This is a genomic window from Streptomyces sp. NPDC058469 (assembly GCF_042721125.1).
Taxonomy (GTDB): Bacteria; Actinomycetota; Actinomycetes; order Streptomycetales; family Streptomycetaceae; genus Streptomyces.
In genome coordinates, this window is sequence record NZ_JBHXME010000004.1 from 1 (window position 1) to 26,901 (window position 26,901).

Annotated in this window: 30 protein-coding genes; 21 read left to right on the forward strand and 9 right to left on the reverse strand. The window is 70.0% G+C overall.

The features are described from left to right. The first annotated feature begins 199 nt into the window (after positions 1 to 199). Together ACFWP5_RS03545 and ACFWP5_RS03550 are read left to right on the forward strand one after the other, a co-directional pair. Entirely contained in the window at positions 200 to 1,462 is a 1,263-nt protein-coding gene (locus tag ACFWP5_RS03545; protein ID WP_384149542.1) for a GNAT family N-acetyltransferase, read from the forward strand. A 228-nt stretch (positions 1,463 to 1,690) separates the two neighbouring features. Beyond that, entirely contained in the window at positions 1,691 to 2,605 is a 915-nt protein-coding gene (locus tag ACFWP5_RS03550) for a winged helix-turn-helix domain-containing protein (protein ID WP_384149545.1), read from the forward strand. A gap of 37 nt (positions 2,606 to 2,642) precedes the next feature. Here ACFWP5_RS03550 and ACFWP5_RS03555 read toward each other — a convergent pair whose 3' ends face one another. After that, complete coding sequence (locus ACFWP5_RS03555) at positions 2,643 to 2,831, reverse strand: hypothetical protein (RefSeq protein WP_384149548.1); 189 nt, start codon at positions 2,829 to 2,831, stop codon at positions 2,643 to 2,645. 156 nt (positions 2,832 to 2,987) lie between these two features. On the opposite strand from ACFWP5_RS03555, the gene ACFWP5_RS03560 reads away from it, so the two are divergent. The 3 genes from ACFWP5_RS03560 (at position 2,988) to ACFWP5_RS03570 (ending at position 7,065) form a co-directional block, all read left to right on the forward strand. Continuing rightward, the gene (locus tag ACFWP5_RS03560; protein ID WP_384149551.1) at positions 2,988 to 3,869 is read left to right on the forward strand and encodes a GntR family transcriptional regulator; all 882 of its coding nucleotides are present in this window, start codon (positions 2,988 to 2,990) and stop codon (positions 3,867 to 3,869) included. After that, entirely contained in the window at positions 3,818 to 4,606 is a 789-nt protein-coding gene (locus tag ACFWP5_RS03565) for an HAD family hydrolase (protein WP_384149554.1), read from the forward strand. Before ACFWP5_RS03560 ends, ACFWP5_RS03565 begins: the two co-directional genes overlap by 52 nt. 254 nt (positions 4,607 to 4,860) lie before the next feature. Then, positions 4,861 to 7,065: a phosphotransferase gene (locus ACFWP5_RS03570; protein WP_384149557.1), complete on the forward strand. Its 2,205-nt coding sequence runs from the start codon at positions 4,861 to 4,863 to the stop codon at positions 7,063 to 7,065. On the opposite strand, the gene ACFWP5_RS03575 is transcribed toward ACFWP5_RS03570, so the two are convergent. Further along, a complete protein-coding gene (locus tag ACFWP5_RS03575) occupies positions 7,062 to 7,898 on the reverse strand; it encodes a nitroreductase/quinone reductase family protein (protein ID WP_384149560.1) in 837 nt (278 codons plus the stop codon). The two genes, ACFWP5_RS03570 and ACFWP5_RS03575, sit on opposite strands and share 4 nt — an antisense overlap. 186 nt (positions 7,899 to 8,084) lie before the next feature. Here ACFWP5_RS03575 and ACFWP5_RS03580 point away from each other — a divergent pair, with 186 nt between their 5' ends. Together ACFWP5_RS03580 and ACFWP5_RS03585 are read left to right on the forward strand one after the other, a co-directional pair. Beyond that, the gene (locus ACFWP5_RS03580) at positions 8,085 to 8,708 is read left to right on the forward strand and encodes an RraA family protein (protein WP_384149563.1); all 624 of its coding nucleotides are present in this window, start codon (positions 8,085 to 8,087) and stop codon (positions 8,706 to 8,708) included. Positions 8,709 to 8,779: 71 nt separating this feature from the next. Further along, positions 8,780 to 9,280 carry an HAD domain-containing protein gene (locus tag ACFWP5_RS03585; RefSeq protein WP_384149565.1) on the forward strand — a complete coding sequence of 167 codons (501 nt, stop codon included), beginning with the start codon at positions 8,780 to 8,782 and terminating at the stop codon, positions 9,278 to 9,280. Positions 9,281 to 9,319: 39 nt separating this feature from the next. On the opposite strand, the gene ACFWP5_RS03590 is transcribed toward ACFWP5_RS03585, so the two are convergent. Continuing rightward, entirely contained in the window at positions 9,320 to 10,381 is a 1,062-nt protein-coding gene (locus ACFWP5_RS03590) for a phosphotransferase (protein ID WP_384149569.1), read from the reverse strand. 63 nt (positions 10,382 to 10,444) lie between these two features. On the opposite strand from ACFWP5_RS03590, the gene ACFWP5_RS03595 reads away from it, so the two are divergent. The 4 genes from ACFWP5_RS03595 (at position 10,445) to sigJ (ending at position 13,162) form a co-directional block, all read left to right on the forward strand. Next, complete coding sequence (locus ACFWP5_RS03595; RefSeq protein ID WP_384149573.1) at positions 10,445 to 10,906, forward strand: GNAT family N-acetyltransferase; 462 nt, start codon at positions 10,445 to 10,447, stop codon at positions 10,904 to 10,906. 65 nt (positions 10,907 to 10,971) lie between these two features. Beyond that, positions 10,972 to 11,403 (forward strand): hypothetical protein, encoded by a 432-nt coding sequence (locus tag ACFWP5_RS03600; protein WP_384149576.1) that lies wholly within the window; start codon positions 10,972 to 10,974, stop codon positions 11,401 to 11,403. Then, complete coding sequence (locus ACFWP5_RS03605) at positions 11,400 to 12,194, forward strand: SDR family oxidoreductase (RefSeq protein WP_384149579.1); 795 nt, start codon at positions 11,400 to 11,402, stop codon at positions 12,192 to 12,194. The genes ACFWP5_RS03600 and ACFWP5_RS03605 overlap by 4 nt, the downstream gene beginning before the upstream one ends. After that, on the forward strand, positions 12,191 to 13,162 hold the full coding sequence (sigJ, locus tag ACFWP5_RS03610; protein WP_384149582.1) for an RNA polymerase sigma factor SigJ: 972 nt from the start codon (positions 12,191 to 12,193) through the stop codon (positions 13,160 to 13,162). Before ACFWP5_RS03605 ends, sigJ begins: the two co-directional genes overlap by 4 nt. A gap of 189 nt (positions 13,163 to 13,351) precedes the next feature. On the opposite strand, the gene ACFWP5_RS03615 is transcribed toward sigJ, so the two are convergent. Next, complete coding sequence (locus ACFWP5_RS03615) at positions 13,352 to 13,615, reverse strand: hypothetical protein (RefSeq protein WP_319696500.1); 264 nt, start codon at positions 13,613 to 13,615, stop codon at positions 13,352 to 13,354. A 111-nt stretch (positions 13,616 to 13,726) separates the two neighbouring features. Between ACFWP5_RS03615 and ACFWP5_RS03620 the strand changes: the two genes are divergently transcribed. The 6 genes from ACFWP5_RS03620 (at position 13,727) to ACFWP5_RS03645 (ending at position 16,812) form a co-directional block, all read left to right on the forward strand. Continuing rightward, positions 13,727 to 14,065, forward strand: coding sequence for a hypothetical protein (locus ACFWP5_RS03620; protein WP_384149585.1), 339 nt, complete (start codon positions 13,727 to 13,729; stop codon positions 14,063 to 14,065). Next, complete coding sequence (locus ACFWP5_RS03625) at positions 14,062 to 14,655, forward strand: hypothetical protein (RefSeq protein WP_384149588.1); 594 nt, start codon at positions 14,062 to 14,064, stop codon at positions 14,653 to 14,655. Before ACFWP5_RS03620 ends, ACFWP5_RS03625 begins: the two co-directional genes overlap by 4 nt. Before the next feature lie 34 nt (positions 14,656 to 14,689). After that, positions 14,690 to 15,034, forward strand: coding sequence for a hypothetical protein (locus ACFWP5_RS03630; protein WP_384149591.1), 345 nt, complete (start codon positions 14,690 to 14,692; stop codon positions 15,032 to 15,034). A 119-nt stretch (positions 15,035 to 15,153) separates the two neighbouring features. Beyond that, positions 15,154 to 15,639 carry a helix-turn-helix domain-containing protein gene (locus ACFWP5_RS03635; RefSeq protein ID WP_384149593.1) on the forward strand — a complete coding sequence of 162 codons (486 nt, stop codon included), beginning with the start codon at positions 15,154 to 15,156 and terminating at the stop codon, positions 15,637 to 15,639. Positions 15,640 to 15,694: 55 nt separating this feature from the next. Further along, on the forward strand, positions 15,695 to 16,345 hold the full coding sequence (locus ACFWP5_RS03640) for a hypothetical protein (RefSeq protein WP_384149596.1): 651 nt from the start codon (positions 15,695 to 15,697) through the stop codon (positions 16,343 to 16,345). 131 nt (positions 16,346 to 16,476) lie between these two features. Continuing rightward, positions 16,477 to 16,812 carry a DUF2516 family protein gene (locus tag ACFWP5_RS03645; RefSeq protein WP_384150052.1) on the forward strand — a complete coding sequence of 112 codons (336 nt, stop codon included), beginning with the start codon at positions 16,477 to 16,479 and terminating at the stop codon, positions 16,810 to 16,812. Between the two features lie 116 nt (positions 16,813 to 16,928). Here ACFWP5_RS03645 and ACFWP5_RS03650 read toward each other — a convergent pair whose 3' ends face one another. From ACFWP5_RS03650 to ACFWP5_RS03660, 3 genes are all read right to left on the reverse strand, one after another. Beyond that, on the reverse strand, positions 16,929 to 18,407 hold the full coding sequence (locus ACFWP5_RS03650; RefSeq protein WP_384149599.1) for a PP2C family protein-serine/threonine phosphatase: 1,479 nt from the start codon (positions 18,405 to 18,407) through the stop codon (positions 16,929 to 16,931). Between the two features lie 282 nt (positions 18,408 to 18,689). Next, positions 18,690 to 19,787, reverse strand: a complete 1,098-nt coding sequence (locus tag ACFWP5_RS03655) for an NlpC/P60 family protein (RefSeq protein WP_384149602.1) — start codon at positions 19,785 to 19,787, stop codon at positions 18,690 to 18,692. A 231-nt stretch (positions 19,788 to 20,018) separates the two neighbouring features. Continuing rightward, complete coding sequence (locus tag ACFWP5_RS03660; RefSeq protein ID WP_384149605.1) at positions 20,019 to 20,834, reverse strand: class I SAM-dependent methyltransferase; 816 nt, start codon at positions 20,832 to 20,834, stop codon at positions 20,019 to 20,021. 177 nt (positions 20,835 to 21,011) lie between these two features. On the opposite strand from ACFWP5_RS03660, the gene ACFWP5_RS03665 reads away from it, so the two are divergent. The 4 genes from ACFWP5_RS03665 (at position 21,012) to ACFWP5_RS03680 (ending at position 25,359) form a co-directional block, all read left to right on the forward strand. Then, the gene (locus tag ACFWP5_RS03665) at positions 21,012 to 21,536 is read left to right on the forward strand and encodes a hypothetical protein (RefSeq protein ID WP_384149608.1); all 525 of its coding nucleotides are present in this window, start codon (positions 21,012 to 21,014) and stop codon (positions 21,534 to 21,536) included. Between the two features lie 218 nt (positions 21,537 to 21,754). Further along, on the forward strand, positions 21,755 to 23,092 hold the full coding sequence (mshA, locus tag ACFWP5_RS03670; RefSeq protein ID WP_384149611.1) for a D-inositol-3-phosphate glycosyltransferase: 1,338 nt from the start codon (positions 21,755 to 21,757) through the stop codon (positions 23,090 to 23,092). Beyond that, positions 23,085 to 23,594: a YbjN domain-containing protein gene (locus tag ACFWP5_RS03675; RefSeq protein WP_384149614.1), complete on the forward strand. Its 510-nt coding sequence runs from the start codon at positions 23,085 to 23,087 to the stop codon at positions 23,592 to 23,594. Before mshA ends, ACFWP5_RS03675 begins: the two co-directional genes overlap by 8 nt. Positions 23,595 to 23,703: 109 nt before the next feature. Then, positions 23,704 to 25,359: a glycosyl hydrolase family 28-related protein gene (locus tag ACFWP5_RS03680; protein WP_384150055.1), complete on the forward strand. Its 1,656-nt coding sequence runs from the start codon at positions 23,704 to 23,706 to the stop codon at positions 25,357 to 25,359. Between the two features lie 43 nt (positions 25,360 to 25,402). Here the strand turns inward: ACFWP5_RS03680 and ACFWP5_RS03685 are convergent, their stop codons facing one another. Next, a complete protein-coding gene (locus ACFWP5_RS03685; protein ID WP_384150058.1) occupies positions 25,403 to 26,050 on the reverse strand; it encodes a methyltransferase domain-containing protein in 648 nt (215 codons plus the stop codon). A gap of 21 nt (positions 26,051 to 26,071) precedes the next feature. Then, positions 26,072 to 26,890, reverse strand: a complete 819-nt coding sequence (locus ACFWP5_RS03690; protein WP_384149617.1) for an AraC family transcriptional regulator — start codon at positions 26,888 to 26,890, stop codon at positions 26,072 to 26,074. Between the last annotated feature and the right edge of the window lie 11 nt (positions 26,891 to 26,901).

Genomic DNA, 26,901 nt, shown 5'->3' on the forward strand with positions numbered 1-26,901 from the left:
CCCCGGCATCATCCAGCCCATCAGCCCGTCCAGCGTTTGAGCTGCGCCGGCACCAATCAGCCTGTCCGGCGTTTGAGGACGAGGCCGTTCAGGCCGAAGGGGGGTCTGGGGGCGCAGCCCCCAGTGATGGGACGGGTAGGGGCGGCGGGGGCGAAAAAAATCCCGGCGTCACCCACCCCCACCGACCTACCGTGATCCCATGACCAGCCGCCGCCAGGACGACCTCGCCGTACGCCCCATCACACCCCCCGAGATCCCCGACTGGATCCGCGCCCTGAACACCGGTTTCCTGCGCACCCCGTACGTCTCGGACGAAGAGATCGCCGACCGCAGCAGTTACATCGACCCGTCCCGCACCCTCGGCGCCTTCGACGGCCCCCGCTGCGTGGCGACCTTCCGCTCCTTCCCCCAGGAGCTCACGGCGGTAGGCGGCAGACCCGTCCAAGCCGACGCCATCTCCAACGTCACCGTCACGGTCACCCACCGCCGCCGAGGCCTCCTGACCCGCATGATGACCCAGGACCTCGCCGCAGCGAAGGAACGCGGCGACGTCGTAGCCACGCTCATCGCCGCCGAGTACCAGATCTACGGCCGCTACGGCTTCGGCCCCGCGACCTCGGCGACCCAGTGGGAGATCGACGTCACGAGGGCAGGCCTGGACCCCCGCTGGTCGGCCCCGGAGGACGGCGGCCGTATCGACCTGGTGGACGGCGAGGACGTACGCAAACTCGGTCCCGAACTGCACGAGCGACTGCGCCGCACCCAGCCCGGCGCGGTCACCCGCGACGACCGCTGGTGGCAGGTCGGCACGGGCGTCGTACGTCTGACACGCGCGCCGTGGACCGAGCCGTTCTACGCCGTCCACCGCGCGGCGGACGGCGAGGTGCAGGGCTTGGTGGCGTACGTCTGCGACGACACGTGGACCGACGCCAAGCAGCCGCTCGACACGGCCACGGTGCAGGGGCTGATCGCGACCACGCCGGCCGCCGAACGCGCCCTGTGGCACCACCTCTGCTCGATCGACTGGGTGGCGAAGGTGAAGTCGGGCTGGCGTGCCCCCGACGACCTGCTGCCCCTCCTCCTGCCGGACCCGCGCGCGGCGACGATCACGACACAGGCGGACTGGTTGTGGGTGCGGGTCCTGGACGTCGTACGGGCCATGGAGGCGCGGTCGTACGAGGGGGAGGGTGCGGTGGTGTTCGAGGTGGTCGACCGGGCCGGACTGGCAGGCGGGCGTTACCGGTTGGAGGCGTCTGGGCAGGGTGCGTCCTGCACGCCGACCGCAGAGAGTGCCGAACTCACGCTGGATGTACGGGAGTTGGGGACGTTGTGGCTGGGTGACGAGTCGGCGGTACGGCTTGCCGCGCTCGGGCGGGTGCGGGAAGAACGAGCGGGCGCCGCCCGTGTGGCCGACGCCCTGCTGCGTACGTCCAGGCGTCCATGGTGCCCGGACATCTTCTGATCCTGAACGACCTTTCCACTGGTGCCGGTTGATGGACTGGACTCATCCGTAGCTGTTCAGTTGTGGGGTGGTGCCGGCCGCCGGGCTCTCGGCTCCCCTCCAGGAGAGAGACCCAGGCGGCCAAGTCGGCCAAGTTGGCGACCAACTCTCTTCTAGTTATCTCCTCTTGGGTACGTCTCATAACCACCTTTCCTTGAACTGCCCAAAGATGGCGGGAAGTTGTAGTGTTTGGTTGTGGACCCTGAACACGCCACCGTCAATGGACGGACGAGGTCACCACGGCCACAGTGGTCACACCGCGAGCTGGCCGACGAGCTGCGCACCCGGATCAGGTCCGGTGTACTGCGGCCCGGCCAGCGCATGCCCACCCAGGCCAAGCTGGCGGACGAGTTCGGCGTCGAGCGCGGAGCCGTACGACAGGCACTGCGCATCCTGCAGTCCGAGCGTCTGCTCACCAACATGTCCAAGGGCAGCCCGGCGACCGTGGCCCCCGACCTCGGCCTGGCCCTGACCGGGCCGGGAGCCCCGCCGCAGCCCACGATGGTGGGCCTGGGACCGCGCATAGCGGAGGCCTTCGCTCAGCCGCACGTGGAGGTAGAGGCGTTGTGTCTCACGGCGGTCTCGCTCACGCTGGCCATCGGCGAATCGCTGCGCCAGATCCACGCCGGACGTCTGAAACCGGCCAAGGTCGACGTCCGGGTGCTGCTGCCGAGCAGCGACATCGAACTCGCCTTCCCCTCCCGCGTGAACGCCCCGGCCGACGGCCGGCTGCAACGCCGCTGGCTCGCCCAACGCAACGCCCAGGGCCAGGTGCTGAAGCACAACCTGCTCGCGTTACGCGCGACGCACGGTATCGACGTGCACATCACGTTCCGCGCGCTGCCCTTCACCCCGCCCGTGAAGCTGTACCTGCTCAACGGGTCGGAGGCGCTCTTCGCCTACTACACGCTGACCCAGCGCGAGGCGGAGATCGGCCACGAGCAGGTGGAGATGTACGACGCGGAGGGCACCCAGTCGATGCTGTTCGCCTTCGACCAGAGCGCGGGGCTGCGGGACACGACGTTCGTGGAACAGTCGCACCTGTGGTTCAACGCACTGTGGGAGACGATCAGTTCGGAGCTCACGCTGACACCCACGAGCTGATCGCCTCCCGCAGTGGCTGACCTGGAGGACGGGCCGATCACAGAGCCGGTCCGGTGAGCAGCAGAGCCAGGACGACGGCCCCGATGGAGCTGATGGCCGGGCTCTTGGCCTTGATGCCGATGGAGAGCAACAGCAGGCCGATGATCCCGGTGGCGCCGTACTTCCACTGGACGATCTGCTCGAAGCCGACGACGAAGACGGCGGAGAGGAGGGCGATGGCAGGCACGGTGGTTCCCCCTTCGGGCTGTGGAAGCAAAACTTCCACCAACTTGGAGAAGTTGGCAGCCAACTCTGCTTAAGTTGTTCCCGATTGGCACCTACTCACACCTACTTACAATCAGGTTCCAAACAACTCCCCTTAGATGGGGCAGAGTTATACCGTTTGGTCGTGACCCAGGAGAACGTGGCAGTGAACGGCAGCAGAAGCTTCTCGCCCCAGGAGATCGCCGACGCCCTACGCGACCGCATCCGCACCGGCGACCTCAAGGCAGGAGACCGCCTGCCCACCCAGGCCGACCTGGCGGAAGAATTCGGGGTCGAACGGGGCGCCGTACGCCAGGCGCTGCGCCTCCTCCAGGAGGCGGGCCTCCTGACGAACGTGAGCAAGGGGAGCCCGCCGCGGATCGCGGAGCCGCCGACGCCGCTGCGGGGCGAACCCCAGCCGACGATGGTCGGGTTGGCACCGCGCCTGACGGAAGCCTTCTCGGCGCCGAACGTCCATATAGATGTCGTGTGCCACACCGCCGAGACCCTGATGGTGGCCATCGGCGAACCCCTCCGCCAGATCCACGAGGGCCGTCTGCGCCCCGAGTCGATCGCGGTCCGCATCCTGGTGCCCTCCCGGGAGATCGCCCTCGCGTTCCCGGTCCCGGTCGACGGCAGCGGCGAGGACAGCCCGGTCCACCAGCGCTGGCTGTCGATGCGCAACGCCCAGGGCCAGGTACTCCAGCACAACCTGCTGTCCCTGAGAGCCACCCACGGCATGGACGTCAAGGTCACGTTCCGGGCACTCCCCTTCACTCCGCCGGTGAAGCTGTACCTCCTCAACGGGCAGGAAGCGCTGCTCGGTTACTACATGCTCACCAGACGGGAGGAGGAGTACGGCAGCCAGACCCTGGACATGTATGACGTCCTCGGATCCCAGTCCCTCCTCTTCTCCTTCCTCCGTCAGACCGGCGAGCGGGACGCGGCCTTCGTGGATCAATCGCAGCTGTGGTTCGACGCCCTCTGGGAAACCATCACGACGGACCTGACACTCTCCTAGTGACTTCTGATGCGACGCAGACCGGAATGGCGGAAGCAGGGGCGGACAAGGTGCGTGAACTGATCACGAACGCCCGTTTCGTGCTCTTCGACTTCGACGGGCCGATCTGCCAACTGTTCGCGGGACACTCGGCCGACGACGTGGCGAAGGATCTGGTGACCTGGCTGGAGTGCCATGGGCTTCGGGCCCTGCTGACGGACAGCGAGCGGGACGATTCGGATCCGCATGTCGTCCTGAAAGCGGTCAACGAACGGCATCCGCGCAGCGATCTGGTGGTCGAACTGGAAGAGAGACTCACCCAGCAGGAGCTCAAAGCGGTCGGCTCCGCGCAACCCACCGCGTACGCCGACCCGTTGATCCGCACCTGGCGAGCCGTGGGCTGCCGGCTCGCCGTGGCCACCAACAACTCGCCGCGCACGGTGAAGGACTATCTCGGCGGCCGGGACCTGCTCGACTGCTTCGACTCGCACGTCTACGGCCGCACGAGAGACCTCGATCTGATGAAGCCGAACCCCGACTGCCTGAACCGGGCCCTGCGCGCCATGGGCGGCGCACCCGCCGACTCCCTGATGATCGGCGACGCCCCGGCGGACTGCGAGGCGGCGGGACGGGCCGGCATTCCGTTCCTCGGCTACGCGCGTAACGCCAAGAAGGAAATGTTGCTGCGTGCGGCGGGGGCCGAGGCCGTCGTCGGCTCCCTGGAACCGATCCTGCGACAGCTCCGAGGGCGGGCGTGATGTCGTAACGCCAGCGCAACCAGGTTGTCCGGAGGGTTGGATAACATGCGGCCACCCGGTGAGCAACCGCTCCCGATCGTGCGTATGGATGGGCGAACACGCCAACCGACATGCGCATCCGAACGACCTCACGCAGAAGAGTGGCAAACCACCCGTTGTGGCCACTGGAGCGGCACTCTGGTCGTGCGGAGTACAACTCGCGATTAACGTTTTGCGTACCTTCCACGTCCTGTGCGAACAACCGGGAGCGGCCAGTGGGCGCACCACCCGTTCCCCGTCCTCCTCTTCTCGGCGGGGAACGCGCCACGAGAGACCTGCCGGACGCCGTCTCCGCGGCGTTTCTGCAGCACGCCACCCGGCAGGGCCGCGCGATTCATGGCTACCACAACGAGAACTTCGTACTGCTGCTGACGGAGCCCATGGCCGAACGGGTCGGGCGCGAGCCCGGGACGGCCGTCACCGTGCGGATGCGGCGCCGCGAGGCGCTGCCCGTGGTGCTCAGGACCTGGGAGAAAGAGGCGGACATCCTCGGCGCCCTCGGTGCCGTGCTGCCGAACACCCCTGAGTGCCTCTTCGAAGGGGACGGCTTCGCCATCCACAGCTATGTGGAAGGAGAGCCGCTCTCCGCCACGTGCGGCTACGGCGAAGTCGTCGCCCCATCGAGGATCCGGCAACTGGCGGGGCTGCTTGCAGGGATGGCCCACGTGCGCCGGGATTCGCTGCCCCGGTTGCCGGTTGCCTGGCCCAGCAACGACAAAGACAGTCAGGGCTTCCTGCGCACGCTGGTGCGCCTTACCGACGAGCAGATCCGGCGGCCCAACTGGTCCGACTTCGGCGGCCTGTTCACCGCCCTGGGAATTCCGGACGACGCGCTGGACCGGCTGGCGGACCGGGTGCCGGCCATGGCGAGACGTCCGTACAGCCTGCTCCACACGGATCTGCACCGCGACAACCTGATCGTGACGCACGGCGGGGCGCCGCCCCTCATCTGTGTCGACTGGGAACTGGCGACCTACGGCGACCCCCTGCACGACCTGGCGACCCATCTGGTCCGCATGCGCTACCCGGTCCACCAAACGGGCGACGTGATCGACGCGTGGGCGGACGCCATGCGCCGCGTCCGGCCGACCGCCGTCAACGGGCTGGCCAAGGACCTGCGGCACTACGTCGAATTCGAGCAGGCGCAGTCCGTCTATCCGGACGTGATGCGGGCGGCGAAGTCGCTGGAGGAGACGTTCGACGAGGGCAGCCTGCGGGCGGCGACCGTGTCGGTGCTCAGGGCCCTGGAGTCGGCGGCCCGGCCGTTGCGGTTGCGCAATGTGCCGGGTGACACCGAGATCGAGCGGGTGCTGTACCGCTGGCAGGACTCCCGGCGCCACACGGCGAGCGGTGGCCGACTCGTCGTCGGCACGGGATGGACGCCTGCCGAGAGCGTTCCGGAGCGTGGTGAGTTCCCTTTCTGGGCGGTCAGTGACGCCCTCGTCGCCGAGGGGGCGGCACCGGGTGGCCTGGTCTTCAAGGGCACGGCCCACCTCAACTCGGTGGTACGGGTGCGGGTGGAGGACCGCGACCGTCTCGTGGTGGTACGGCGTATGGCGGCGCAGCTCTGCCGGCGGGAGCAGAGCTTCCTCGCCGAACACAAGGTGCTCCGGGCCATCGAGCAGGCGCCCGTCGAGGTGGCGGCGCCGCGGATCCTCGCCCTGGGCACCAGCTATCAGGGCGAACGGTTCGCCATCCACACGTACGAAGGACCGAAGGACACCGGCCGACGGCCCGACCACCCCGTGCACGGCCTGCGGCCGAACGAGGCGGACGGGCTCGTCGACCAGCTCTGCGCCCTGACCGAGGTCGACTACGGGCCGATCGCCCCGGCGATCGGAGAAGGACGCTTCTACGCCTGGCTGAGCGAGCAACTCGCCGAACTGGTCGGTGACTTGCCACATGAATCCAAGCGGGCGGCCCGGCTGCTGGGGCTCCCGGACGCAGAGCGGCTCCACGAGATGCTGGCCCGCCACGAGGTGACCGAGCGCAGCCCCGCCCTCCTGCACGGCGACCTCAACCCCTGGAACCTGGTGCGCCGCGGTGACGCCCACGCGCTCACTCTCATCGACTGGGAGATGGCCGTGGTCGGCGACCCGCTCTACGACCTCGTCCGGCACATGCACCTCACCCCGACCCAGCCGGAGATCCGCAAGCGCATGTTCCGCCGCTGGGCAGGCGCCCTCGGGGCCGTCTATACCAAGGACTGGCAGAAGGACTGGCACGTCTACCGCTCACTGGAGATCATCCGCTCGGCCTACATCGACCTCGACCGCCTGGTCACCGGCGTGAGCCTGGACGCCCCCAACGTGCGCAGAGCGGTCGACTCCTACGACGTGACCCTGGCGATGGCCACCGGCTGCCTCGGTCTGCCGGCCAGCCGGATGGCCACCCCGCATCTGACGCGCGCGCTCGGTTAGGCGTCGAAGAGCGGGATCAACTCCTGTTCCTCGTACGTCAGATGCGCCTCCAGCGCCGTCGTCAGCCGGTCCACCTCCGCGCGGACCGTCGCCGGGTCCCTGGTCGTCGTGAGTGTCTCGCGCAACTCCTCCACCAGCGCCGCGATCCGTTCGTGTTCCTCGCGCAGGCGGGTCAGGGCCGGGGTGGTGGCGGGGTGGCGTTCGGCGACGAGAGGGAAGAGGACGGTGTCCTCGCCGGTGTGGTGGTTGTGGAGGCCCTGGCAGAACGTCAGGCAGTTGATGCGGAGTTGGGCGCCGAGGGTTGTCGTGCTTGCACCCGGGGCCAACTCCTCGCGGATCAGGGAGAGTTCGCGGCGGAACGCGTCGTGGACGACCCTGATGGCCTCGCCGAAGGATGTCGCGTTGATGGTTCCAGGGCCGCCCTGCGCCAGGCTGTGGAGGGCTACGACCGGGATCACCCGGGTGGTCTTCTCCTGGTACGTCGCCCAGCCCGGCTCCGCCTCCACGGCTCGGGCGAAGAGCTGGTCGCGTTCCTCGCCGGTGAGGACGTCGGCTCGCGCCTCGTAGGTGAACACGCCGCTCTCGACGGTGACTTGGGGGTGGGCGACGAGGTTGTGGAACCAGTCCGGGTGCCGGGCGGAGCCGGCCGCCGAGGCGATGACGAGGACTCGGTCGCCGTCGGGGAGGTAACCGACGGGGGTGGTGTGCGGGGTGCCGGTGCGGGCGCCGGTGGTGGTGAGGAGGAGCAGGCGGGCGCCTTCGAAGTAGCCGCTCATGCGGCCCCGGTTGGCGCGGAACTCGTCGATGACCGGCTGGTTGAAGTCGTTGGGCATGCGGTGGTGATCTCTTCTCTCTGTCGCTGCGCGCTGATGTGGTGACTCGAATTGACTTCGACTTGGACGCAGTGACAGACGGCGGGCCTCTCGCCCGCCTCGGCCTCACTCGGAGGCCGGGTACCCGACTCGCTCACGGCACAAGGCCGACCCGGCAGTCATGAGGGGGACGGTAGCGTCCGGCGTATGACTGATGCCACCGAATTCCAGGACGTCCCCACGACCACCCTCGCCGATCTGCTCGGCCACGAGCAGGTGGTGGACCTCGGTGTCCGGGCGTTGTGGGGGCCGATGCCGCGTCTCGCCGGGCCGGCCTTCACCGTGCGGTGTCCGCCCGGTGACAACCTCATGCTGCACGCGGCCATCTACCGTGCCGAGCCCGGTTCGGTCATCGTTGTGGAGTCCGGGGACGTGGAGTACGCGCTCGCCGGCGGGAATGTGTGCGCCATCGCGCAGCGGCGCGGTGTCGCCGGGTTCGTCGTCGACGGGGTGATCCGTGACGTGGGGGAGGTGCGGGAGGCCGGGTTCCCCGTGTTCGGGCGGGGGGCCGTGCCGATCCCGGGGGTCAAGAAGGCCGTACTGCCGTTGAACGAGCGGGTGCGGTGCGGGGGCGTCGCCGTCGACGCCGGGGATGTTGTGGTGGCGGATGAGGACGGGGTCGTGGTCGTGCCGGGTGCGCGGCGGGACGAGGTGCTCGCGGGGGCGTTGGCGCGGTTGGCTCAGGAGGGCGCCGAGAGCCTGGATGAGTGGGAGGCGGCGCATCGGGCCCGGGTCGACGAGCTGCTGCGCGTCGGTGGGTTCGAGGGGTGACGTGCGTGGCGTAGGGGAGTAATGGCTGACGTGCGTGGCGTCGGAGAGGAATGTGTCCGATCCTGTTGGCGATGCTCCTTTTCCTCGATGTCGACGGGACGCTGCTCCCCTTCGGTGCGTCGCGGCCCTACCCGGTGTACGAGCCGGGCTTCGCGCCGCCGGCGGCCACCGCTCCTCCGCTGCTGACCCGGATCGACCCCTCGCTCGGGCCGCGGCTCGCCGCGCTGCGGTGCGAACTGGTGTGGGCTACGACCTGGATGGACGACGCGAACGTGTGCGTCGCGCCCTGGCTCGGGTTGCCCCAACTCCCCCTGGTGGACTGGCTCGACCCGGCCGAGGGGAGTGAGGGTGAGAGTGCGGTCGGCGGCCTGCACTGGAAGACCCGGTCGCTTGTCGCCTGGGCCGCCGGGCGGTCTTTTGTCTGGGTGGACGACGAGATCCGGGACGCCGACCGCGACTGGGTCACCGCCCACCATCCCGGACGGGCGCTGTTGCAACGCGTCGACCATCGGTACGGGATCACGGGCGCGGACTTCGATGCCATGGAGGCGTGGTTGGCGGTCAACCTGTAGCGGGGGGTGGGTGGTTGACGACCAGAGGAGGGCGAACCGTCAGAACGGGGGCTCGTAGGACGCCAGTTGTCGAAGCCACCTCGCGCTTTCCGCCGCGCCCGCCACCCGCGTCTCGTCGGACGCGCCGGGGAAGTGCCGGCCCCAGGAGACCGCGCGGCCGATGACGCCCAGCCGTCCCGCCAGGGTGAGAGCGCGGCGAAGTTCCTTGCTGGTACGGCCAGTTCGCGTCCAGGGTTCCAGGTAGGCGTCGCGCAGGCGGGGCAGCGCCTCGGGGCCGTAGCGTTCGGTGACGCGCCCTGCGGGGACCAGGAAACTGCAGAACGGGTGCGATACGGCCGCGTCGCCCCAGTCGAAGAAGGTGAAGCGGCCGGGCTCCGGGTTGAACAACTGGCCGTCGTGCAGGTCGGAGTGGTCGAGGGAGTCGGGGATGCCCAAGTCGGCCAGTTCTGCACACCAGTTGAGCAGGCGCGGCCGTAGTTGTCGTAGCGGCGCCGCTGTTTTCTGCGTGACCGACCGGATGAACTCCACTGTCTCGTCGAAGACTTGGGGGAGCGCCGTTGTTCGGGCGCTGGGGACGCCGAGTTGTTCCAGGTCCTTGGTGTGCGGGACGAGGGCGCCCTGCATCGTCGCGTACTGGCGCAGCGGTTCTTCCCAGGCGCGGGGGTCGGTGGGGGTGCGGTCGAGGACCTGCCAGAAGAGTTCGCCGCCGTCGGGGAGCAGGGACCAGCCGCGGTCGGCGTCGACGGCGAGGGGTTCCAGGACGTACTCCGGGACCCAGCGGGCGAGTGCGGCGGTGAGGGGAGCCTCGAAGGCACTGGCGGGGGGATTGGCCTTCAGCCATACGGCAGTTGTGGCGACGGCGGTGGTGGGGCCGGCGCCTTCGACGGGGATGCGGACCAGGACGGACCAGGGGCGGAGGCGTACGCCCCGTCGGGCTGTCCCGCTCTCGCGCAGTCCCCTCGCCGCGAGTTCCCGGCCGGCCCAGCCGAGGGCTTCGTTCCGCCAAGTCCCCTGATCCCAGGGCGTCTTGGCGTCCTCGTGCTGACCTCGGTCCATGACCGTCGATGTGTCGTCGCCGTTGTCGTCGTAGTCGCCGTGCATCGCGTCATTCCAGCAGCGGGGCCGCCCAGGTTCCATCGATTTCCGCGCGGTAGCGTGCCGATCATGGCGGATTGGGAGCTACGGCCCGCGTCGGCGGCCGACGTCGAGGCGATCGCCGAACTGCGTGCCGTCGTACTGCGCGGTGATCTCGAACGGCTGGGGCGGTACGACGCGCGGCGCGTGCGGCAGCGGTTGCGAGACGGGTTCGAGCCGGGGTGCACCTGGGTGATCGAGGTGGGCGGGGCGTTCGCCGGGTGCGTGGCGCTACGGCCGGACGCGGGCGCCCGTTGCCACTGGCTGGAGCATTTCTATGTGGGCGTGCAACACCAGGGGCGCGGGATCGGTTCCGGGGTGCTGGGGGAGCTGCTGGAGCGGTGTGATCGGGGCGGGGTCGGCGTCGTACGGCTGAATGTGCTGCAAGGGAGTCCGGCTCGGCGGTTGTACGAGCGGTACGGGTTCGTCGTCGAGGCGGAGGACCCGGTGGATGTGTTCATGGTGCGCGGAGAGCGAGAAGCGGCCGCCTGACCTGCGCCTTTGGCGTCCGGCGTGTCCTGACCTGACATTCGCGGGGGCTGTGTCGTCGTACGGGTATGAACACAAGAATCCGGTACGTCAGCCTCGGCCTGCTGGCCGTGGTCAGCCTGTACACAGGTGTGTGGGCCTACTTCTCGCCGACGGGATGGTACGCGAACTTCCCCGGGCTCGGACTGAGTTGGCTGCCCCAGCTGGGCCCCTACAACGAACACCTCGTCAAGGACGCGGGGGCGATGTTCCTCGCGCTGGCCTGCCTGACGGTCATCGCGCTGCGCCAGGTGCGGAACACCCGGCTGGTGCAGACGACGGGTGCGGTCTGGCTGGTTTTCAACGTGCTGCACTTCAGCTATCACGTACAGCACCTCGACATGTACGGGACGCGTGACCAGGTGCTGAACGTGGTGTTCCTGGGCGTGCTTGTGCTGCTGGCGGTGGTGCTGCTGGTGCCGGTGCCGGCGCGTTCCGAGCGGCAGGGTGACAACCGATGAAGGCGAGGATCGGCATGCGGGTGGCGGTGGCGGGCGGTACGGGGCTGGTCGGGCGGTACGTGGTCGAGGAGTTGACCGCGGCCGGGCAGGAACCGGTGGTGCTGAGCCGGTCGCGGGGCGTGGACCTCGTCTCGGGTGGCGCGGGGCTCGATGCGGCCCTTGACGGTGTGGACGCCGTCGTCGACGTGAGCAACGTGACGACCACGAGCGCGCGGAAGTCGGTCGCGTTCTTCGAGGCCGTCGGGCGCAATCTGCTGGACGCGGGGGAGCGGGCCGGCGTACGGCACCACGTGGTGCTGTCGATCGTCGGCATCGACCGGGTCGGGCTCGGCTACTACCAGGGCAAGCTCCGCCAGGAGGACGTGGTGCAGGGCGGCCCGGTGCCGTGGTCGGTGCTGCGCGCGACGCAGTTCCACGAGTTCGCGGAGCAGACCCTCGAACGGGTGCCGAAGCCGCTCGCGGTGGTACCGCGGATGCGGACCCAGCCGATCGCCGCGCGGGAGGTCGCGCAGCACCTGGTGAAGCTCGCGACGGGGCCTGCGCAAGGTATGGCCCCGGATCTCGCCGGGCCGCGCGTCGAGCAACTCGTCGACATGGTGCGGCGGTTGCTGCGGGCTCGGGGGGAGCGGCGGTTGGTGGTGCCGGTGCGGATGCCGGGTGCGGTGGGGGCGGCTATGACGGGGGACGGGCAGTTGCCGGCCGGCGACGCCGGGCCGCGGGGGCGGCAGGCCTTCGACGAATGGCTCGCGCAACACGTGGTGCGGGGTGTGCAGTCCGTACGGGGAGGATGATCGCCGCTGTGTCCACTTCACCCGGATCGTCCCCGGACCCGACCCTCGGGTCCCTCATGGCCGAGCGTCGCCGACTGCTCAACCTCGGTTACCGCATGCTCGGTTCGGTGCAGGATGCCGAGGACGTCGTACAGGAGACGTACGCCCGTTGGTACGCGCTGTCCGAGGAGGGGCAGCGGACGATCGACGTGCCGATGGCGTGGCTGACCCGGGTCGCGTCGCGGATCTGCCTGGACCAGTTGGGGTCGGCGCGGGCCCGGCGTGAGCGGTACACCGGTGAGTGGCTGCCGGAACCGGTGCGGCACGGGGCCGGGTGGGCCAGTACGGGGGGTGCGGGCGCGGACGATCCCGCCGACCGGATCACCCTCGACGAGTCGGTCAGCATGGGGATGCTAGTGGTGCTCGACTCGATAACTCCCGCGGAGCGCGTCGCCTTCGTCCTCCACGACGTCTTCGGCCTGCCGTTCACCGAGATCGCCGAGACGGTCGGCCGTACGCCGGCCGCCTGCCGCCAACTCGCCTCCTCCGCCCGCCGCCGCCTGGCCCACCGGCCGCCCGGCAGCGCTACGGCGGAGGAACACGGGCGCGTCGTCTCCGCGTTCCGCGAGGCGTGCGAGACCGGGGACCTCGATGCGCTGGTCGCGCTGCTCGACCCGGCGGTCGAGTCGCGCAGCGACGGGGGTGGCAAGGTGCGGGCGGCTCTGCGTCCGGTCGTCGGCCGGGACAAGGTGGCTCGCCTCTTTCTGGGGCTCATGCGGCGGGAACCCGAGGTGGAGCTTGTCGAGGACGACGTGAACGGGACGCCCGGGGTGGCGGTACGGATCGGCGGGACCACGTTCGCTGTGCTTGCGGTGGGGGTGGGGGGTGGGCTGATCACCGATCTGTGGTTGGTGGTCAATCCGGACAAGTTGCGGGCGTGGAATGGGTATGGCGACGGCTACGGGCACGGCGACGGCGGGACTTCGTGATGCACGGGTTCGAGGACGCCCTCCTTCGACGCCGACCCCGAAGGGCTACCACCGGGCGTCTCGTAGTCATCTTGGACCGAGTCGCATGCCGTGATCCAAGAGAGCAGACGGGATGCGGCCGACCCAACACCTACCGGACACGTCTCCTTCCTGTCGGGAGTACCGGGCCACGGTGGGCTGTTGCCAGGCTTATGTGTGGGCGAGTTCCTGCAGCAGCGCGTCAAGGAACTCCGGGTCGCCGTCCTCGTGGAGACCAATCCGTGCGCAGGTCATGCCGGCGGCGTGCAGGCGGTCGCGGGTGGTGGCGTGCCCGGGGTGAAGGCGTTGGAGGTGTTGTGCGTGCGGGATGGCTTCTTCGGTGCGGTCGAGGAGCGCGGCGAGCTGACGGGTGGTGAGGTGGGTGTGGCCGGTGGTGGCGAGGGCGCGTTGCACGGCTCGGTCGTAGGCGTTCATGGGCGTCTACCGTAGCTGCGAGCGGTCCGATCCGGACGACAAGGGGAGCGGTACCTAGAGCCTCACTCTCAGCTACTTGTCACTTCGCCGCAGCTTCGGGAGTACAGGGCTGTGACGCTGTGGATCCGCGCCTACGACGGCGAGAGCGACGTCTGGTCGTACTTCGAGCTCGACGACGAGGAATGGGCGCTGCGGCACGTCGAACTGCAAGGACCTCAGCGCCAGCCCGTGACCGCATCCTCGCAGGCGGAGGTCATCGAGATCCGTGACCGCGGTGACCTCGCAGCCATGGCCGCCTACGAGCGGCAGTACGGCGTCCTCGCGGAAGGCACCCTGCGCGGCTGGCGAGAAGCGGACGGCGTTGCCGAGATCACCCGCCCAGAATTCGAGTCGACGTGGGCCGCTGCGCGAGAGACCCTCGACGCGAATCGCACCGAGGAGACGAGTTGATCACGGAGTACCAGCAGAAGTTGCGCGAGCGCTACCTCGCCGCCCCCGTCCTGCCGGCCCCGGAGCCGTGGCAGCCGGTGTTGGACCGCAGGACGCCCATCGGGGGCCTCCTCGGTATCGGATTCGCCGTCCATCCTGACAACGGTCACGACCTCGTCATGGTCGTGTCCAGCGACGGCCATGGACTCTTCGATGCGGTCACCGGCGAGAAGATCGCCCGCGACAAGGATCCTGACCCCGACACGAGCACCCCCGACGCCCACCCGGACCTCGCCTGCCCGGGGCTCGGCCCGATCGCAGGCGCCCCGGTGCGCATCGCCGGGCTCTTCGGCGGCGAACTTCACAGCACCACACCGGACGATTGGACCCTGGATGTCGTCAGCCCTGAGTGGCCCCACGACCGCGTCATCCTCTCCGCCGACGGCGGGTCCCACAAAGGCCCGGCGGGAGGGACGTGGTGGCACATCTTCCACTCCGAGTACTCGGAACTCCGCGCAGCCGGGTTCTCTCCCTCCGGCCTGACCCTGGCGGTCGCCACCAGTAGTGACCTCACCCTCTGGACCCGACCTGAGCTCCAGTTTGACGACTGAGCGGACAACGGGACCGCACGCGAAAGGGCGACAGATGGACCGGGCGGAACTCGCCGAGATGCTGGGCGACCAGACGACGGCCTGCGAACCCGCCAGAGCGGCGCTTCTCGACGGAGGCGACTTCGTCGTATGGGATGGCAGTGTTCCCAGTCAGCAGCTTGCCGGCATCTACGCGGCTCGCCTCCGCCGGGCGAGGAAGCGAGGTACTGAGACGCTCGCCCTGCCGTCCACCGTCGACATCCTCACCCGGCTCGAAGCCACTCAGGTCAGGATCGGCTGCATCTTCTCACCGGACCGGACGTGGGCCTTCATGCTCTTCCTCGCCGACGACGCCGGCGCAGTCCTCGCCTGCACGGGAGTCCGCCAAGCCGAGGGGTGACAGTTGTCCTGCTCAAGTGACAACTATCTTGCTCAGTCACACCACCCCTACGAGTGGCATGGCGCACTTTTGCAAGCAGGTGCTTGCAATAGTTAGCGGGGGTGGTGCAAGGTGGAGGCATGGCAACGCTCAACGTCGGCAATCTCGGGGAGTATCTGCGTGAGCAGCGGCGCAACGCGCAGCTGTCTCTGCGGCAGCTCGCCGATGCCGCCGGGGTGTCGAATCCGTATCTGAGCCAGATCGAGCGCGGGCTGCGCAAGCCGAGCGCGGAGGTGTTGCAGCAGGTCGCCAAGGCGCTGCGGATCTCCGCCGAGACGCTGTACGTGCGAGCCGGCATCCTCGACGCCGAGCGGGACCGGGACGAGGTCGAGACGCGTGCCGTCATCCTCGCCGATCCCACGCTCACCGAACGGCAGAAGCAGGTGCTGCTTCAGATCTACGAGTCCTTCCGCAAGGAGAACGGGTTCGAGATCGCCGACGGGGGCGAGGGCGGTGGCCTCGGTATGGCCGACGGCAGCGGTGCCGAACCGCAGGAGCGGACGGACGGTCAGGGCGACGGCGGCGACGGTGGAGACCACACCGAGCCGCACAAGACGGCCGGCTGACCCGCGGACGTACAACACAAACCCTCAGCTGATAGCAACCGGGAGGACCATCACCATGGCCATCACCGATGACCTGCGTAAGACCCTGAGCGACCCCACCCCCCTCTACTTCGCCGCCGGCACCGCCGACCTCGCGCTCCAGCAGGCCAAGAAGGTTCCCGGCCTGGTCGAGCAGCTGCGTGCCGAGGCGCCGGCCCGGATCGACGCCGTGCGCGGCACCGACCCGAAGGCCGTGCAGGAGAAGGCCGCCGCCCGTGCCAAGGAGGCAAGTGCCAAGGCCAAGGAGGCGCAGGAGACCTTCCAGACCAAGGTCAACGACTTCATCACCAGCCTCGACGGCGACCTCAAGAAGCTCGGCAGCACGTTCGACGCCGACCTGAAGAAGTTCGGCGAGTCCGCCCAGGACTTCGCGCTGCGCGGTGTCGGCGTCGCCGCCGAGTACGCCGTCAAGGCCCGCGAGACGTACGAGAAGGTCGCCGAGCACGGCGAGCAGGCCGTGAAGACCTGGCGCGGCGAGGCCGCCGACGAGATCGAGGAGCTCGCCGTCGCCGTCGAGCCCGACCCCGCGCCCGTGTCCGAGCCCGTCGTGGTGAAGACCGAGGCCCCGGCCGCCGCCGCGCCCGCCCCGGCGAAGAAGCCGGCCGCGAAGAAGGCTCCGGCCCGCAAGACCACCACCGCGAAGAAGACCACCCCGCCCGCGAAGTAACACGGACGGGTGATCGGTAACGGGTCGGGCACTCCACGAGTGCCCGGCCCGTTCTTCGGGTAGCGGGAATCCGGTTGCGGGTACGGTGACCGCGTACGGACGAGTCGAGTCGGGTGGTGGACGTAGTGCTGATGCAGGGCTTCACAGGGTTCATGTGGCTGTTGAGTACCGCCCTGATCATTTTCAGTGGCTTCGCGCTGGTCGACGCCGCCACGCGCCGCGAGGACGCCTATCGCGCGGCGGACAAGAAGACCAAGCCGTTCTGGCTGATCGTCCTCGGGATCGCCTTCGTGGTGAACCTGATCTTCAACATCCTGTCGTTCCTGCCGATCATCGGCCTCGTCGCGACCATCGTGTACATGGTCGACGTACGCCCGGCCCTCCGCGGCCTCCCCGGCGGCGGCCGCCGCCGCAGAGGCGGCTCCAGCAGCGACGGCCCGTACGGCCCGTACAACGGCGGCCGCTGACCTCGTACGACAGGCGGGGCGCCCCCGTTGTACGACGACTGCGGCGCCCCTGTCCTACGACGACTGCGGCGTCCCGGTCCTACGACGACTGCCGCGCCCCGCGTTCCCGACTTCCGCTACGGCGCCCGGTCCAGCAGCAGTACCGCCACGTCGTCCGTGAGCTCGCCACCGTTGAGGTCGCGGACCTCGTTCACCGCCGCCTGGAGCAGTTCCTCGCCCTGCAGGCCCTCGGCCAGTTGCCGGCGGACCATGGCCACCATGCCGTCCTGGCCGAGTCGTTCGCGGCGGCCCTCGCCGATCCGGCCCTCGATCAGGCCGTCGGTGTAGAGCATCAGGCTCCACTCGGCGCCCAGTTCCACCTGCATCCGCGGCCAGCGGGCGCCTGGGAGCAGGCCGAGGGCGGGGCCGTTGTTGTCGTAGGGGAGGAGTTCGGCCGGGCGGCCGGGGCAGGCGAGCAGTGGGGACGGATGGCCGGCCAGGCAGAGGCCGGCGCGGCGGCCGTCGGGGGCGATGTCGACCGTGCAGAGCGTCGCGAAGATCTCGTCGTCGGAGCGCTCGTGCTCCAGGACCTGTTGCAGCGTGCCGAGCAGCTGGTCGCCGCAGAGGCCCGCCAGGGTGAGCGCGCGCCAGGCGATGCGCAGCTCCACGCCGAGCGCGGCCTCGTCGGGGCCGTGGCCGCAGACGTCGCCGATCATCGCGTGCACGGTGCCGTCGGGGGTGCGCACGGTGTCGTAGAAGTCGCCGCCGAGCAGCGCGCGGGAGCGGCCGGGGCGGTAGCGGGCGGCGAAGCGCAGCGGGGAACCCTCCAGGAGGGGGGTCGGCAGGAGGCCGCGTTCGAGGCGGGCGTTCTCCTGGGCGCGCAGCTTGGACTCGGTGAGCTTGCGCTCCGCCCGGTCGGAACGTTTCCGCTCCACCGCGTAGCGGATCGCGCGGCTCAGCAGCCGGCCGTCCAGCTCGTCGCGGAAGAGATAGTCCTGGGCGCCCACACGGACCGCCTCGGCGCCGCGCTCGGTGTCGCCGGACGCGGTGAGGGCGAGGACGGCGTGGTGCGGCGCGATCCTCAGCACGTGCTTGAGCACGGCCAGCTCGTCGTCGGTGCCGTCCGCGGTCCGGGCGGGGGCGGGCAGCGCGAGGTCGAGCAGGATGCAGTGGACGTCGTCGGTGAGCAGCCGCTCGGCCTCGGTGAGGTTGCGGGCGGTGCGGACCCGGATCGGCTTGCCGGCCGGGTCGAGCAGCTCGGGCACGACCGGCGAGCCGCCGGGGTCGTCCTCGATCATCAGCAGGGTGAGGTGACCGGTCGGGGTGCCGTGGGTGTGGGCAGCGCGGGGCGTGGCCTCGGCCGGACGGTCGTCGGCTTTGCCGTCGTCGGCCTTGGCGCCGGCCCTGTCGGTGGAGGCGGCCGTGTCGTCGTCGGCCGTGTCCTGCGTGTGCGGGGCCTCCGTGGCTCCGGAGACGGCTGTGGAGACGGCTGCGGAGCTGTCGCCGGTGATGCCTCCGGAACTGTCTCCGGAGGGGCCGCCGATCGCGGGCTCGGCCTGCGCCTGACCACTTTCCGCGGCCGGGATCGCTCTCTGCCGCGGTATGGGTGCGGGCATCGTCCTGGTTCCTTCCCTCCCCCCGAGGGCACGGCGGGGCGAGGGACCTCGACCCACCGACGGGGACCATAGCGGTAGTGGGCGCCGTAAAGGAATGGTGTGAGTCAGGTCGCCTGGCAGGCAGCCACTGTCATATGCCGTGATCTGTACGGCAGTTGGGCAGGGTGGCTCTTACCCGGAGATGACGAAGGTCACGCCGGGCGGCTGTTTGGCGCGGAGGGTGCGTGCGCCAGGTCACGTGGCCCGGGTCACCGGCCGAACCCCGCTCACCAGCCGGACGTATCACGCATCCGGTCGCACAACACCCAATATCGGCATCGAACCCGCCCCCGCGACCGTCACCGTCCGCCCCGGCCGCGGGGCGTGGATGATCGCGCCGTCGCCGATGTACATGGCGACATGGCTGGCGTCGTCGAAGTAGATGATGAGGTCGCCGGGGCGCATGTCCTTCACGGCGACGTGCGGGAGCTGCTTCCACTGCTCCTGCGAGGTGCGCGGGATCGGGTCGCCGGCGCTCGCCCAGGCCTGTGAGGTCAGCCCCGAGCAGTCGTACGTCGACGGGCCCTCGGCGCCCCATTCGTACGGCTTGCCGAGCTGGGCCGTCGCGTAGGCCACCGCCGCCTTGCCCTCGGCGGACGTCTTGCCGCCGGCGTCCTTGAGGGCGCCGGAGTCGAGCCAGGCGGTCTGCGCCTTCAGCGCGGCCTGCTGCTCCAGCTTGGCCAGGCGCTCCTTCTCCTGCTTCTCCAGCTGGGACTCCAGCTTCTCGGCCGCCGCGATCTGGGTCGTGACCTTCTTCTTGGCGGCGGCCTTGGCCTGGCGGTTCTTCTCCAACTGCTGCCACTGGGCGGAGGCGTCGGCGGTGTACTGCTTCAAGTCCTGCTGGGTGCGGGTCAGTTCGGCGATCAGGCCCTTGGTGGCGCGCTGGCCCTGAAGGATTCGGCCGGTGCCGTCCAGGAACGCCTGCGGGTTGTCGCTCAGCAGCAGCTGCGCCTCGTCCGGGAGTCCGCCCGTGCGGTACTGGGAGCGGGCCGCGGCACCGGCGCGGTCCTTCAACTCGTCCAGCTTCTCCCGGCCCTTGACGATCTTCTTGGCCAGCTCGACGATCTCCGCGGACTGCTTCTGGGTCTGTTCCTCGGCCGCGTTGTAGGCGTCCGTGGCGACGGAGGCGTCGTGGTACAGCGCGTCGAGCTTCTCGCGTACGGCCTCAAGGTCCTTGTTGGTCACGGGAGTTGGGGACGCGGTCGTGGACGGGGTCGCCGAAGGGGTCGATGTCGGCGTCGGTGCCGGGCTCGCGAACGCGGTGCCGGGTGCCGCGAGTACGGTGACCGCGCAGACGACCGTGATGGCCGCCGTAATCAGGGCTCGCCTGCCCGTTCCCATACCCCTGCCCCCAACATGTGCCGTATCGGTATCTGATTGCCCGTCAGTAACTTACGGATGCCTGGGGGATCGTGCCATGTCCCTACAGAAAACGACAGAGGTAGTACTTCCCGTACTTCTCTCCTTTCCTTCCAGGTCATGGGCTGTCACGACCTGGCATGACGATCTCCCCGTCCGTGTGACGAACGGTCGCCGGGGATCGTTCCCCACGCACCACACCCGCACCCGGATTCACCCGCGTGGCGCCAACGCCCCCCAGGCCACGGTCACTTCGCCCTGCCGCCACCGCACCGGGCCGTCCGTCACCGGCCAGTCGGCCGTGAGGTCCCGCACCGCGCGCATCCAGCGCTGGCGGGCGCCGTAGGAGGCGTAGGGCGCGGCGGCGGCCCACGCGCGGTCGAAGTCGCGGAGGAAGGCGTGTACCGGTTCGCCGGGCACATTGCGGTGGATGAGGGCCTTCGGGAGGCGCTCGGCGAGGTCGGACGGCCGCTCCAGGGAACCGAGCCGCGTCGCGAAGGTGACCGTGCGCGGCCCCTCCGGTCCGAGCGCGACCCACACGTGCCGCCGCCCGATCTCGTCACAGGTTCCCTCGACGAGCAGTCCTCCCCGGGAGCCCCCGGTCGCCGGCGCGAGCCGTCCGCACAGCCGCGCCCAGACGTCGGCGACCTGCGCCTCGTCGTACTGCCGCAGGACGTTCGCCGCGCGGATGAGCAACGGCCGTTGCGGGACGGGGATCTCGAACCCGCCGTGCCGGAAGGCGAGCCCCTCCCGCTCGTACGGTTTCGCCGCCGCCACCCGCGCCGGTTCGATCTCGACACCGACCACGCGCGCGTGCGGGGCGACGGTACGGAGGCGCTCCAGCAGTTCTACGGCCGTCCAGGGCGCGGCGCCGTACCCGAGGTCGACGGCGACGGGATCGACGGCCCGCCGCAGCTCGGCGCCGTGCGTCGCCGCGATCCAGCGGTCCATACGGCGCAGCCGGTTGGGGTTGGTCGTGCCGCGCGTCACCGTTCCCACGGGGCGGGGGGTCGTCGCGCGGGCTGCCATACGTACGAGGGTAGGCGGCGCGGGACGAGGGGCGCCGCACGGGCACCGGCCGACGTTGTCGCTGCCCGTCCCTTTGTCTCCGCTTGTCTCAGCCCGGTCCGTCGTCTCCGTCCGGCCTGTTGTCAGTGCCGCCTGGCAGGATCGGAGATCAAGTCGGCCGAGGTGGGGGCGGGACCAATGAAGGTGCTTGTCAGCGGCGAGGTGCATGTTGACTACGGTCAGATATTCGTGGAGAGCGGCGGGGACGACTGCGACCTGCACGATGCCTTCGCCGGGCAGGAGGGTGTCGGGCTCTGCGGGGGCGGGACGGGCGGGGCGCTGTTGCTCCTGACCGGTCTGCGTATCGGCGGCGTCGAGTTCACCGCCGAGCTGCATGAGAGCAGGCCCGCGCCGGACGAGACGTGGGAGGAGATCGTCGAGGTCCCGTTCCGGCCGGTGTCGGAGGAGACGGTGCTGCGGCAGTGGAACGGGAAGAACCGGTGGGAGCTGGGGCTGGAGGAGTGCGACTACCGCGTGCGGTACTCCGCCATCGGCATGGACGCGGGCCGGAGCAAGAGCGTCCGGGAGGACGACGAACCGCCGAGCGAGGACCGGTATCTCCTGCAGATCTGGCCCGCCGCGCCCGAACCGGCCCGGCTGCTCAAGCGGACCGGCGGCGCGGCCGCGTACTGGCACGCCTTCGCCACGTCGCCTGTGGGCTGACCGCCTGGACGGACACGGACACGGCCGACCGATGCGAGCGAGCACCCGGTACCCGTCACTCGCAACGCACCTCCACCTCGAACGGTTGAGCGACTCCCGGCAATGGCTGGGTAAAATCCTCATGCGCCGGAATGAGAATCCGGCCTCCCGCTGTTGGCCCCCTTGGAGGGAACCCCACACCCTCCCTCAGGCATGCCCGCAGCGAGGAGGAACGCCACGTGAGCCAGTACGGCAGCAGGCTCGGGCGGCGCTCCCCGGCCTCGTCGGCCCGGCTGCGACTGCACCGCAAACCCCGCCGGGTCGCCATGCTCTCCGTGCACACGTCACCGCTGCACCAGCCCGGCACGGGCGACGCCGGCGGCATGAACGTCTACATCGTGGAGCTCGCGCAGCGCCTCGCCGCGATCAACATCGAGGTGGAGATCTTCACGCGCGCGACCACCGCCGCCCTCCCCCCGACGGTGGAGCTGGCGCCCGGCGTGCTCGTCCGGCACGTGGACGCGGGGCCGTACGAAGGTCTCGCCAAGGAGGAACTCCCCGCCCAGCTCTGCGCGTTCACGCACGGCGTGATGCAGGCGTGGGCCGGTCACCGCCCCGGGTACTACGACCTCGTCCACTCGCACTACTGGCTATCCGGCCACGTCGGCTGGCTCGCCGCCCAGCGCTGGGGCGTGCCCCTCGTGCACGCCATGCACACCATGGCCAAGGTCAAGAACGCCAACCTGGCCGACGGCGACACCCCCGAACCCGCCGCCCGCGTCATCGGCGAGACCCAGATCGTCGCCGCCGCCGACCGCCTCATCGCCAACACGGCGGAGGAGGCCGACGAACTCGTACGGCACTACTCCGCCGACCCCGCCAAGGTCGCCGTGGTCCACCCGGGCGTGAACCTCGAACGCTTCCGCCCCGCCGACGGCCGCGCCGCCGCCCGCGCCCGCCTCGGCCTGCCCCAGGACGCCCTGATCCCGCTCTTCGCGGGCCGCATCCAGCCCCTGAAGGCCCCGGACGTACTGCTTCGGGCCGTGGCGGTGCTGCTCGACGAGCGGCCCGAGCTGCGCTCGAACATCGTCGTGCCCGTCGTCGGCGGCCCCAGCGGCAGCGGCCTCGCCAAGCCGGAGGGCCTGCAGAAACTGGCCGCGCGGCTGGGCATCGCGGACGTCGTGCGGTTCAGGCCGCCGGTCGGACAGGAGCAGCTCGCGGACTGGTTCCGGGCCGCGTCCGTGCTGGTGATGCCGTCGTACAGCGAGTCCTTCGGGCTGGTCGCCATAGAGGCGCAGGCGGCCGGTACGCCGGTGCTCGCGGCCTCGGTCGGCGGCCTCCCGGTCGCCGTGCGCGACGGGGAGACCGGCTTCCTCGTCCAGGGCCACGATCCCGCCGCCTACGCGCGCGTGCTGCGCGTTCTCGCCGACGACCCGCACCTCGCGCCCCGCATGGGTGAGGCCGCCGCCCGGCACGCCCAGTGCTTCGGCTGGGACACCGCGGCCGCCGCCACGGCGGACGTCTACACGGCCGCGGCGCAGGCCCACCGCCGTCACGTACGCTCGCATCATGGGTGAGACAGCGGACCAGGACCGGGCGGCGCAGGTCATCGAGGGTTTCCTCAAGGGCGCCGAACTCGGCTGGGAGAGCCCGGAGTCGGGCACGTTCGTCGTCAAACTCCCCGGCACCCGCAAGCTGTCGACGACCCTCTCCCTCATCGTCGGCCGCCACTCCCTCTCGCTCAACGCCTTCGTCATCCGCCACCCCGACGGGAACGAGACCGGCGTCCACCGCTGGCTCCTGGAGCGCAACCTCAAGCTGTACGGCGTGAGTTACGCGGTCGACCAGCTCGGTGACGTCTACGTCACCGGCCGGCTGCCGCTGTCCGCCGTCACCGAGGCCGAGATCGACCGCCTCCTCGGCCAGGTCCTGGAAGCCGCCGACGGCAGTTTCAACACCCTGCTGGAGCTGGGCTTCGCCTCCGCGATCCGCAAGGAGTACGCGTGGCGGGTGTCGCGCGGGGAGTCGACGCGGAATCTGGACGCGTTCACGCATCTGACCCAGCGGCCGACCGACTGACCTTGATCTGACCTCCGTTCGACCCCTTCCGTAGCTTCCTGGGCTCGTGGCATGCTCGCGGCTGACGCAGATATGAACGTCGTTCACATCCATGAAAAGCCGCAGTCGCATGGAAGGACGTACGGACGTGAGCAACCCCCACTTGACCAGACGTGCCCTGCTCGGGAGTTCGCTGGCCCTCGCGGTCCCCCTCCCGAAACAGGGTCTCCCGGCGTCCGGCGCCGAAGTCCCGTCCCTCTGGCGGGAGTTCACCCGCACCCCCTTCACCCACCCGCAGATCCCGTACATCGGCAGGGCGGGCGCGCGGCGCCACCCCCGGCGCCCGCTCGTCCTCGACGTCCGTCGCTACGGCGCCGTCGCGGACGGTACGACCGACTCCGCCCCCGCGATCAACCGTGCCATCGCCGCTGCCGGCCGGGCCGGCGGTGGCACGGTGCTCATCCCGCCCGGCACCTTCCGCATCGACGACGTGATCCGCGTCGGCCACTCGAACGTGGTGGTCAGGGGTGCCGGCAGCGACCGTACGAAGCTCTACGCGACCAGGAACCTCACCGAACTGATCGGTGTCTACGGCTCCCGCTACGGCGGCGACAAGTCGTCCTGGTCCTGGGCCGGCGGCCTCATATGGCTTGCCCCGACGGCCCGTTGGGACTCACTGGTCGCCGCGATCAGGGCGAAGGCCTGGCCCTTCGAGGGCTGGACCGGCAACAAGCGTGACGAATGGCGGCAGTTGACGGCGGTCGAGCCCGCGCGGCAGGGCGCGTGGACGGTGACAGTCGCGGACGCCTCCCAACTGAAGCCGGGCGAACTGGTGTTGCTCCGCCTCGCCGACGACACCGCGCACACCCTCCTGGAGCACATGGCGGGCGGCGGCCCCGGCCCCGAGGCGTACTACTGGGACGACAAGACGAAGCTCCTGTCGTACGTCCCCTATGAATGGCCCGTCCGCGTCGCGCACGTCCGCGGCCGGAAGGTGACTCTCGAACGCCCGCTGCCCCTCGACATCCGCCCCGAGTGGAACCCCCAATTCACCACCCACATACCGGAGTTGACGGGTTCGGGAGTGGAAGGCCTCACCCTGGAGGCGGTGGAGACCCCACAGCAACCGCACCTCCTCGACAAGGGCTACAACGGCGTCGTCCTCCAATGCGCCTACGACTGCTGGCTCGACGACGTGACGGTCCGTCATGTGGACAACGGCTTCGGCCTGGTGGCGGCGTCGGCGTGCACGCTGCGCGGTACGACGGTGGCGGGCCGCGGCTCCCATCACCCCTACTTCTGCCGCGAGGGCTCGCACGACAACCTCATCGAGGACTTCACCATCGAGGAACGCACGGTCCCGGCCCCGGCCAACACCCAGCTCCACGGCATCAACGTCGAGGGCCTGTCGTCGTACAACGTCTGGTCGCGCGGCGACATGCGCATGGGCACCTTCGACAGCCATCGCGGCCTGCCCTTCGCCAACGTCCGCACCGACATCACCGTGAACAACGACGGCCGCCACGGCGGTGACGCGAGCGCCGGCCCGCTCTTCGGCGCCCGCTTCACGCACTGGAACATCCGCGTCACGAACGGCCGCGCCGGCCTGATGAAGATCGACCAACTGGCGCCGTACAGCGCCACGGTGGGCCTCAACACGGTCACCGAGTTCGACCAGATCGACGTCCCCGACTTCACCGGCGACCTGCACGCACGGCTGGAGCTCTACGGCACGACGGATGTCGTACGGCCGCGGAATCTGTACGAGGCGCAGCGGGAGTTGTAGGGGGTGAGGAGGTAACTGTGCGGGGTGCGGCGGGAGTTGTGACTCACGCGCGCCGGAGGACGTCGTAGCCGATGAAGTCGAACATGCGGGTGCCGGTGGGGAGTTGGCGGGGCTCGCCGGTGAAGCGGTGGGCGCCGACGGACTGGGGGATCGAGGGGTCCGACACCCACAGGCGCTCGAAGCCGCGTTCCTCCAGCCAGGCGCAGACCTGGGGGACGAGGTCGGGGGCGATGTCGCGGCTGCGCGTCCAGACGAGCGTGCCGCCCGTCCGGCACAGGGCGGTGCAGTGGTCGAGGACGCGTTCGACGTCGGCGTCGGAGATGTTGCCGAGGAGGCCGCACGCGAGGACGAGGTCGGCGGGGGCGAGATCGGCGTACTGGTCCGTCGACGAGGCGTCTCCGGCGACGACTTCGACACCGGGGAGGCCGGCGGCGCGGGCCGCCCGGGTCGCGGCGTCCACGTTCCGTTCGTCCAACTCGACCAGCCGGGCGCGGACTTCGGGGCCGCGGGGGTGGTCGGCCAGTACGCCGATCAGGTCGCGGCCCTGTCCGGCGCAGAGGCTGATCGCGGTGAGCGGGCCCGGCGGGGCGGTGTCGAGGGCGAGGCGCAGGCGTTCTTGGATGCCGGCCAGTCGGCGGCTGAGGTAGGAGTCGGGGGAGTCGTAGGCGTCGTGCCACTCGTGCCAGTCCATGCGCGATTCCATGGGGCGAGGCTAGCCGCGCAGTTGATGTTCGTCGCGTGGATATCGGCCCGGTGTCACGCCCACCAACTTCCGGAAATGGCGGGTGAGATGGGACTGGTCGTAGAACCCGGTCACCGTCGCCACCTCGCCCGGCGGGCGGCCGTCGAGGAGGAGCCGGCGGGCGCGGTCGACGCGGCGGGACATCAGGTACTGGTGCGGCGCGATGCCGTACGCCCCGCTGAACGCCCGTACCAGATGGGCGGGATGGGCGTGCACGAGCCGCGCGGCCTCGTCGAGGGTGATGCCTTCGGTGACGCGTTCGTCGAGGAGTTCGCGGAGGGTGCGGGCGAGGATGGGGCCGGGGGCAGGGGAGGGGGTGGCGGCGGACGGCCGTAGGTGGGTGTGCAGTCGTTCGGCGATGAGGCTCAGGCGGCTCTCGGCCTCCAGCTCGTCGCCGGGGTGGTCGAGTGCGGTGTGCAACTGGCCCACGCGCAGCCGGAGTTCGGGATCACGGAGGTCCGGCTGGTCGACGGCGGAACCGATGAGGGTGTCCGGGAGGTGCGTGCCGTCGAGATAGAGGACGCGCTTGCGGAAGCCGTGCGGGGTGGCGGGGGAGCCGTTGTGCGGGACGTGCGGGGGCAGCAGGGACACGGTGTCGTGCGGGGTGCCGTGCTCGTGCCGGTCGAGGTCGTACCGTACGGCTCCGTCGTCCACGATCAGCAGCGTCCACGCGTCGTGCACGTGCATCGGGTACGCGTACTCGGTGAAGTGGGCGTGGAAGACCTCGACGACACCGGGGATGCGGGGCCGCCACGCGGAGACTTCCTGCTGGGGGCGCTGCGGGGCCATGCAAAGAACGT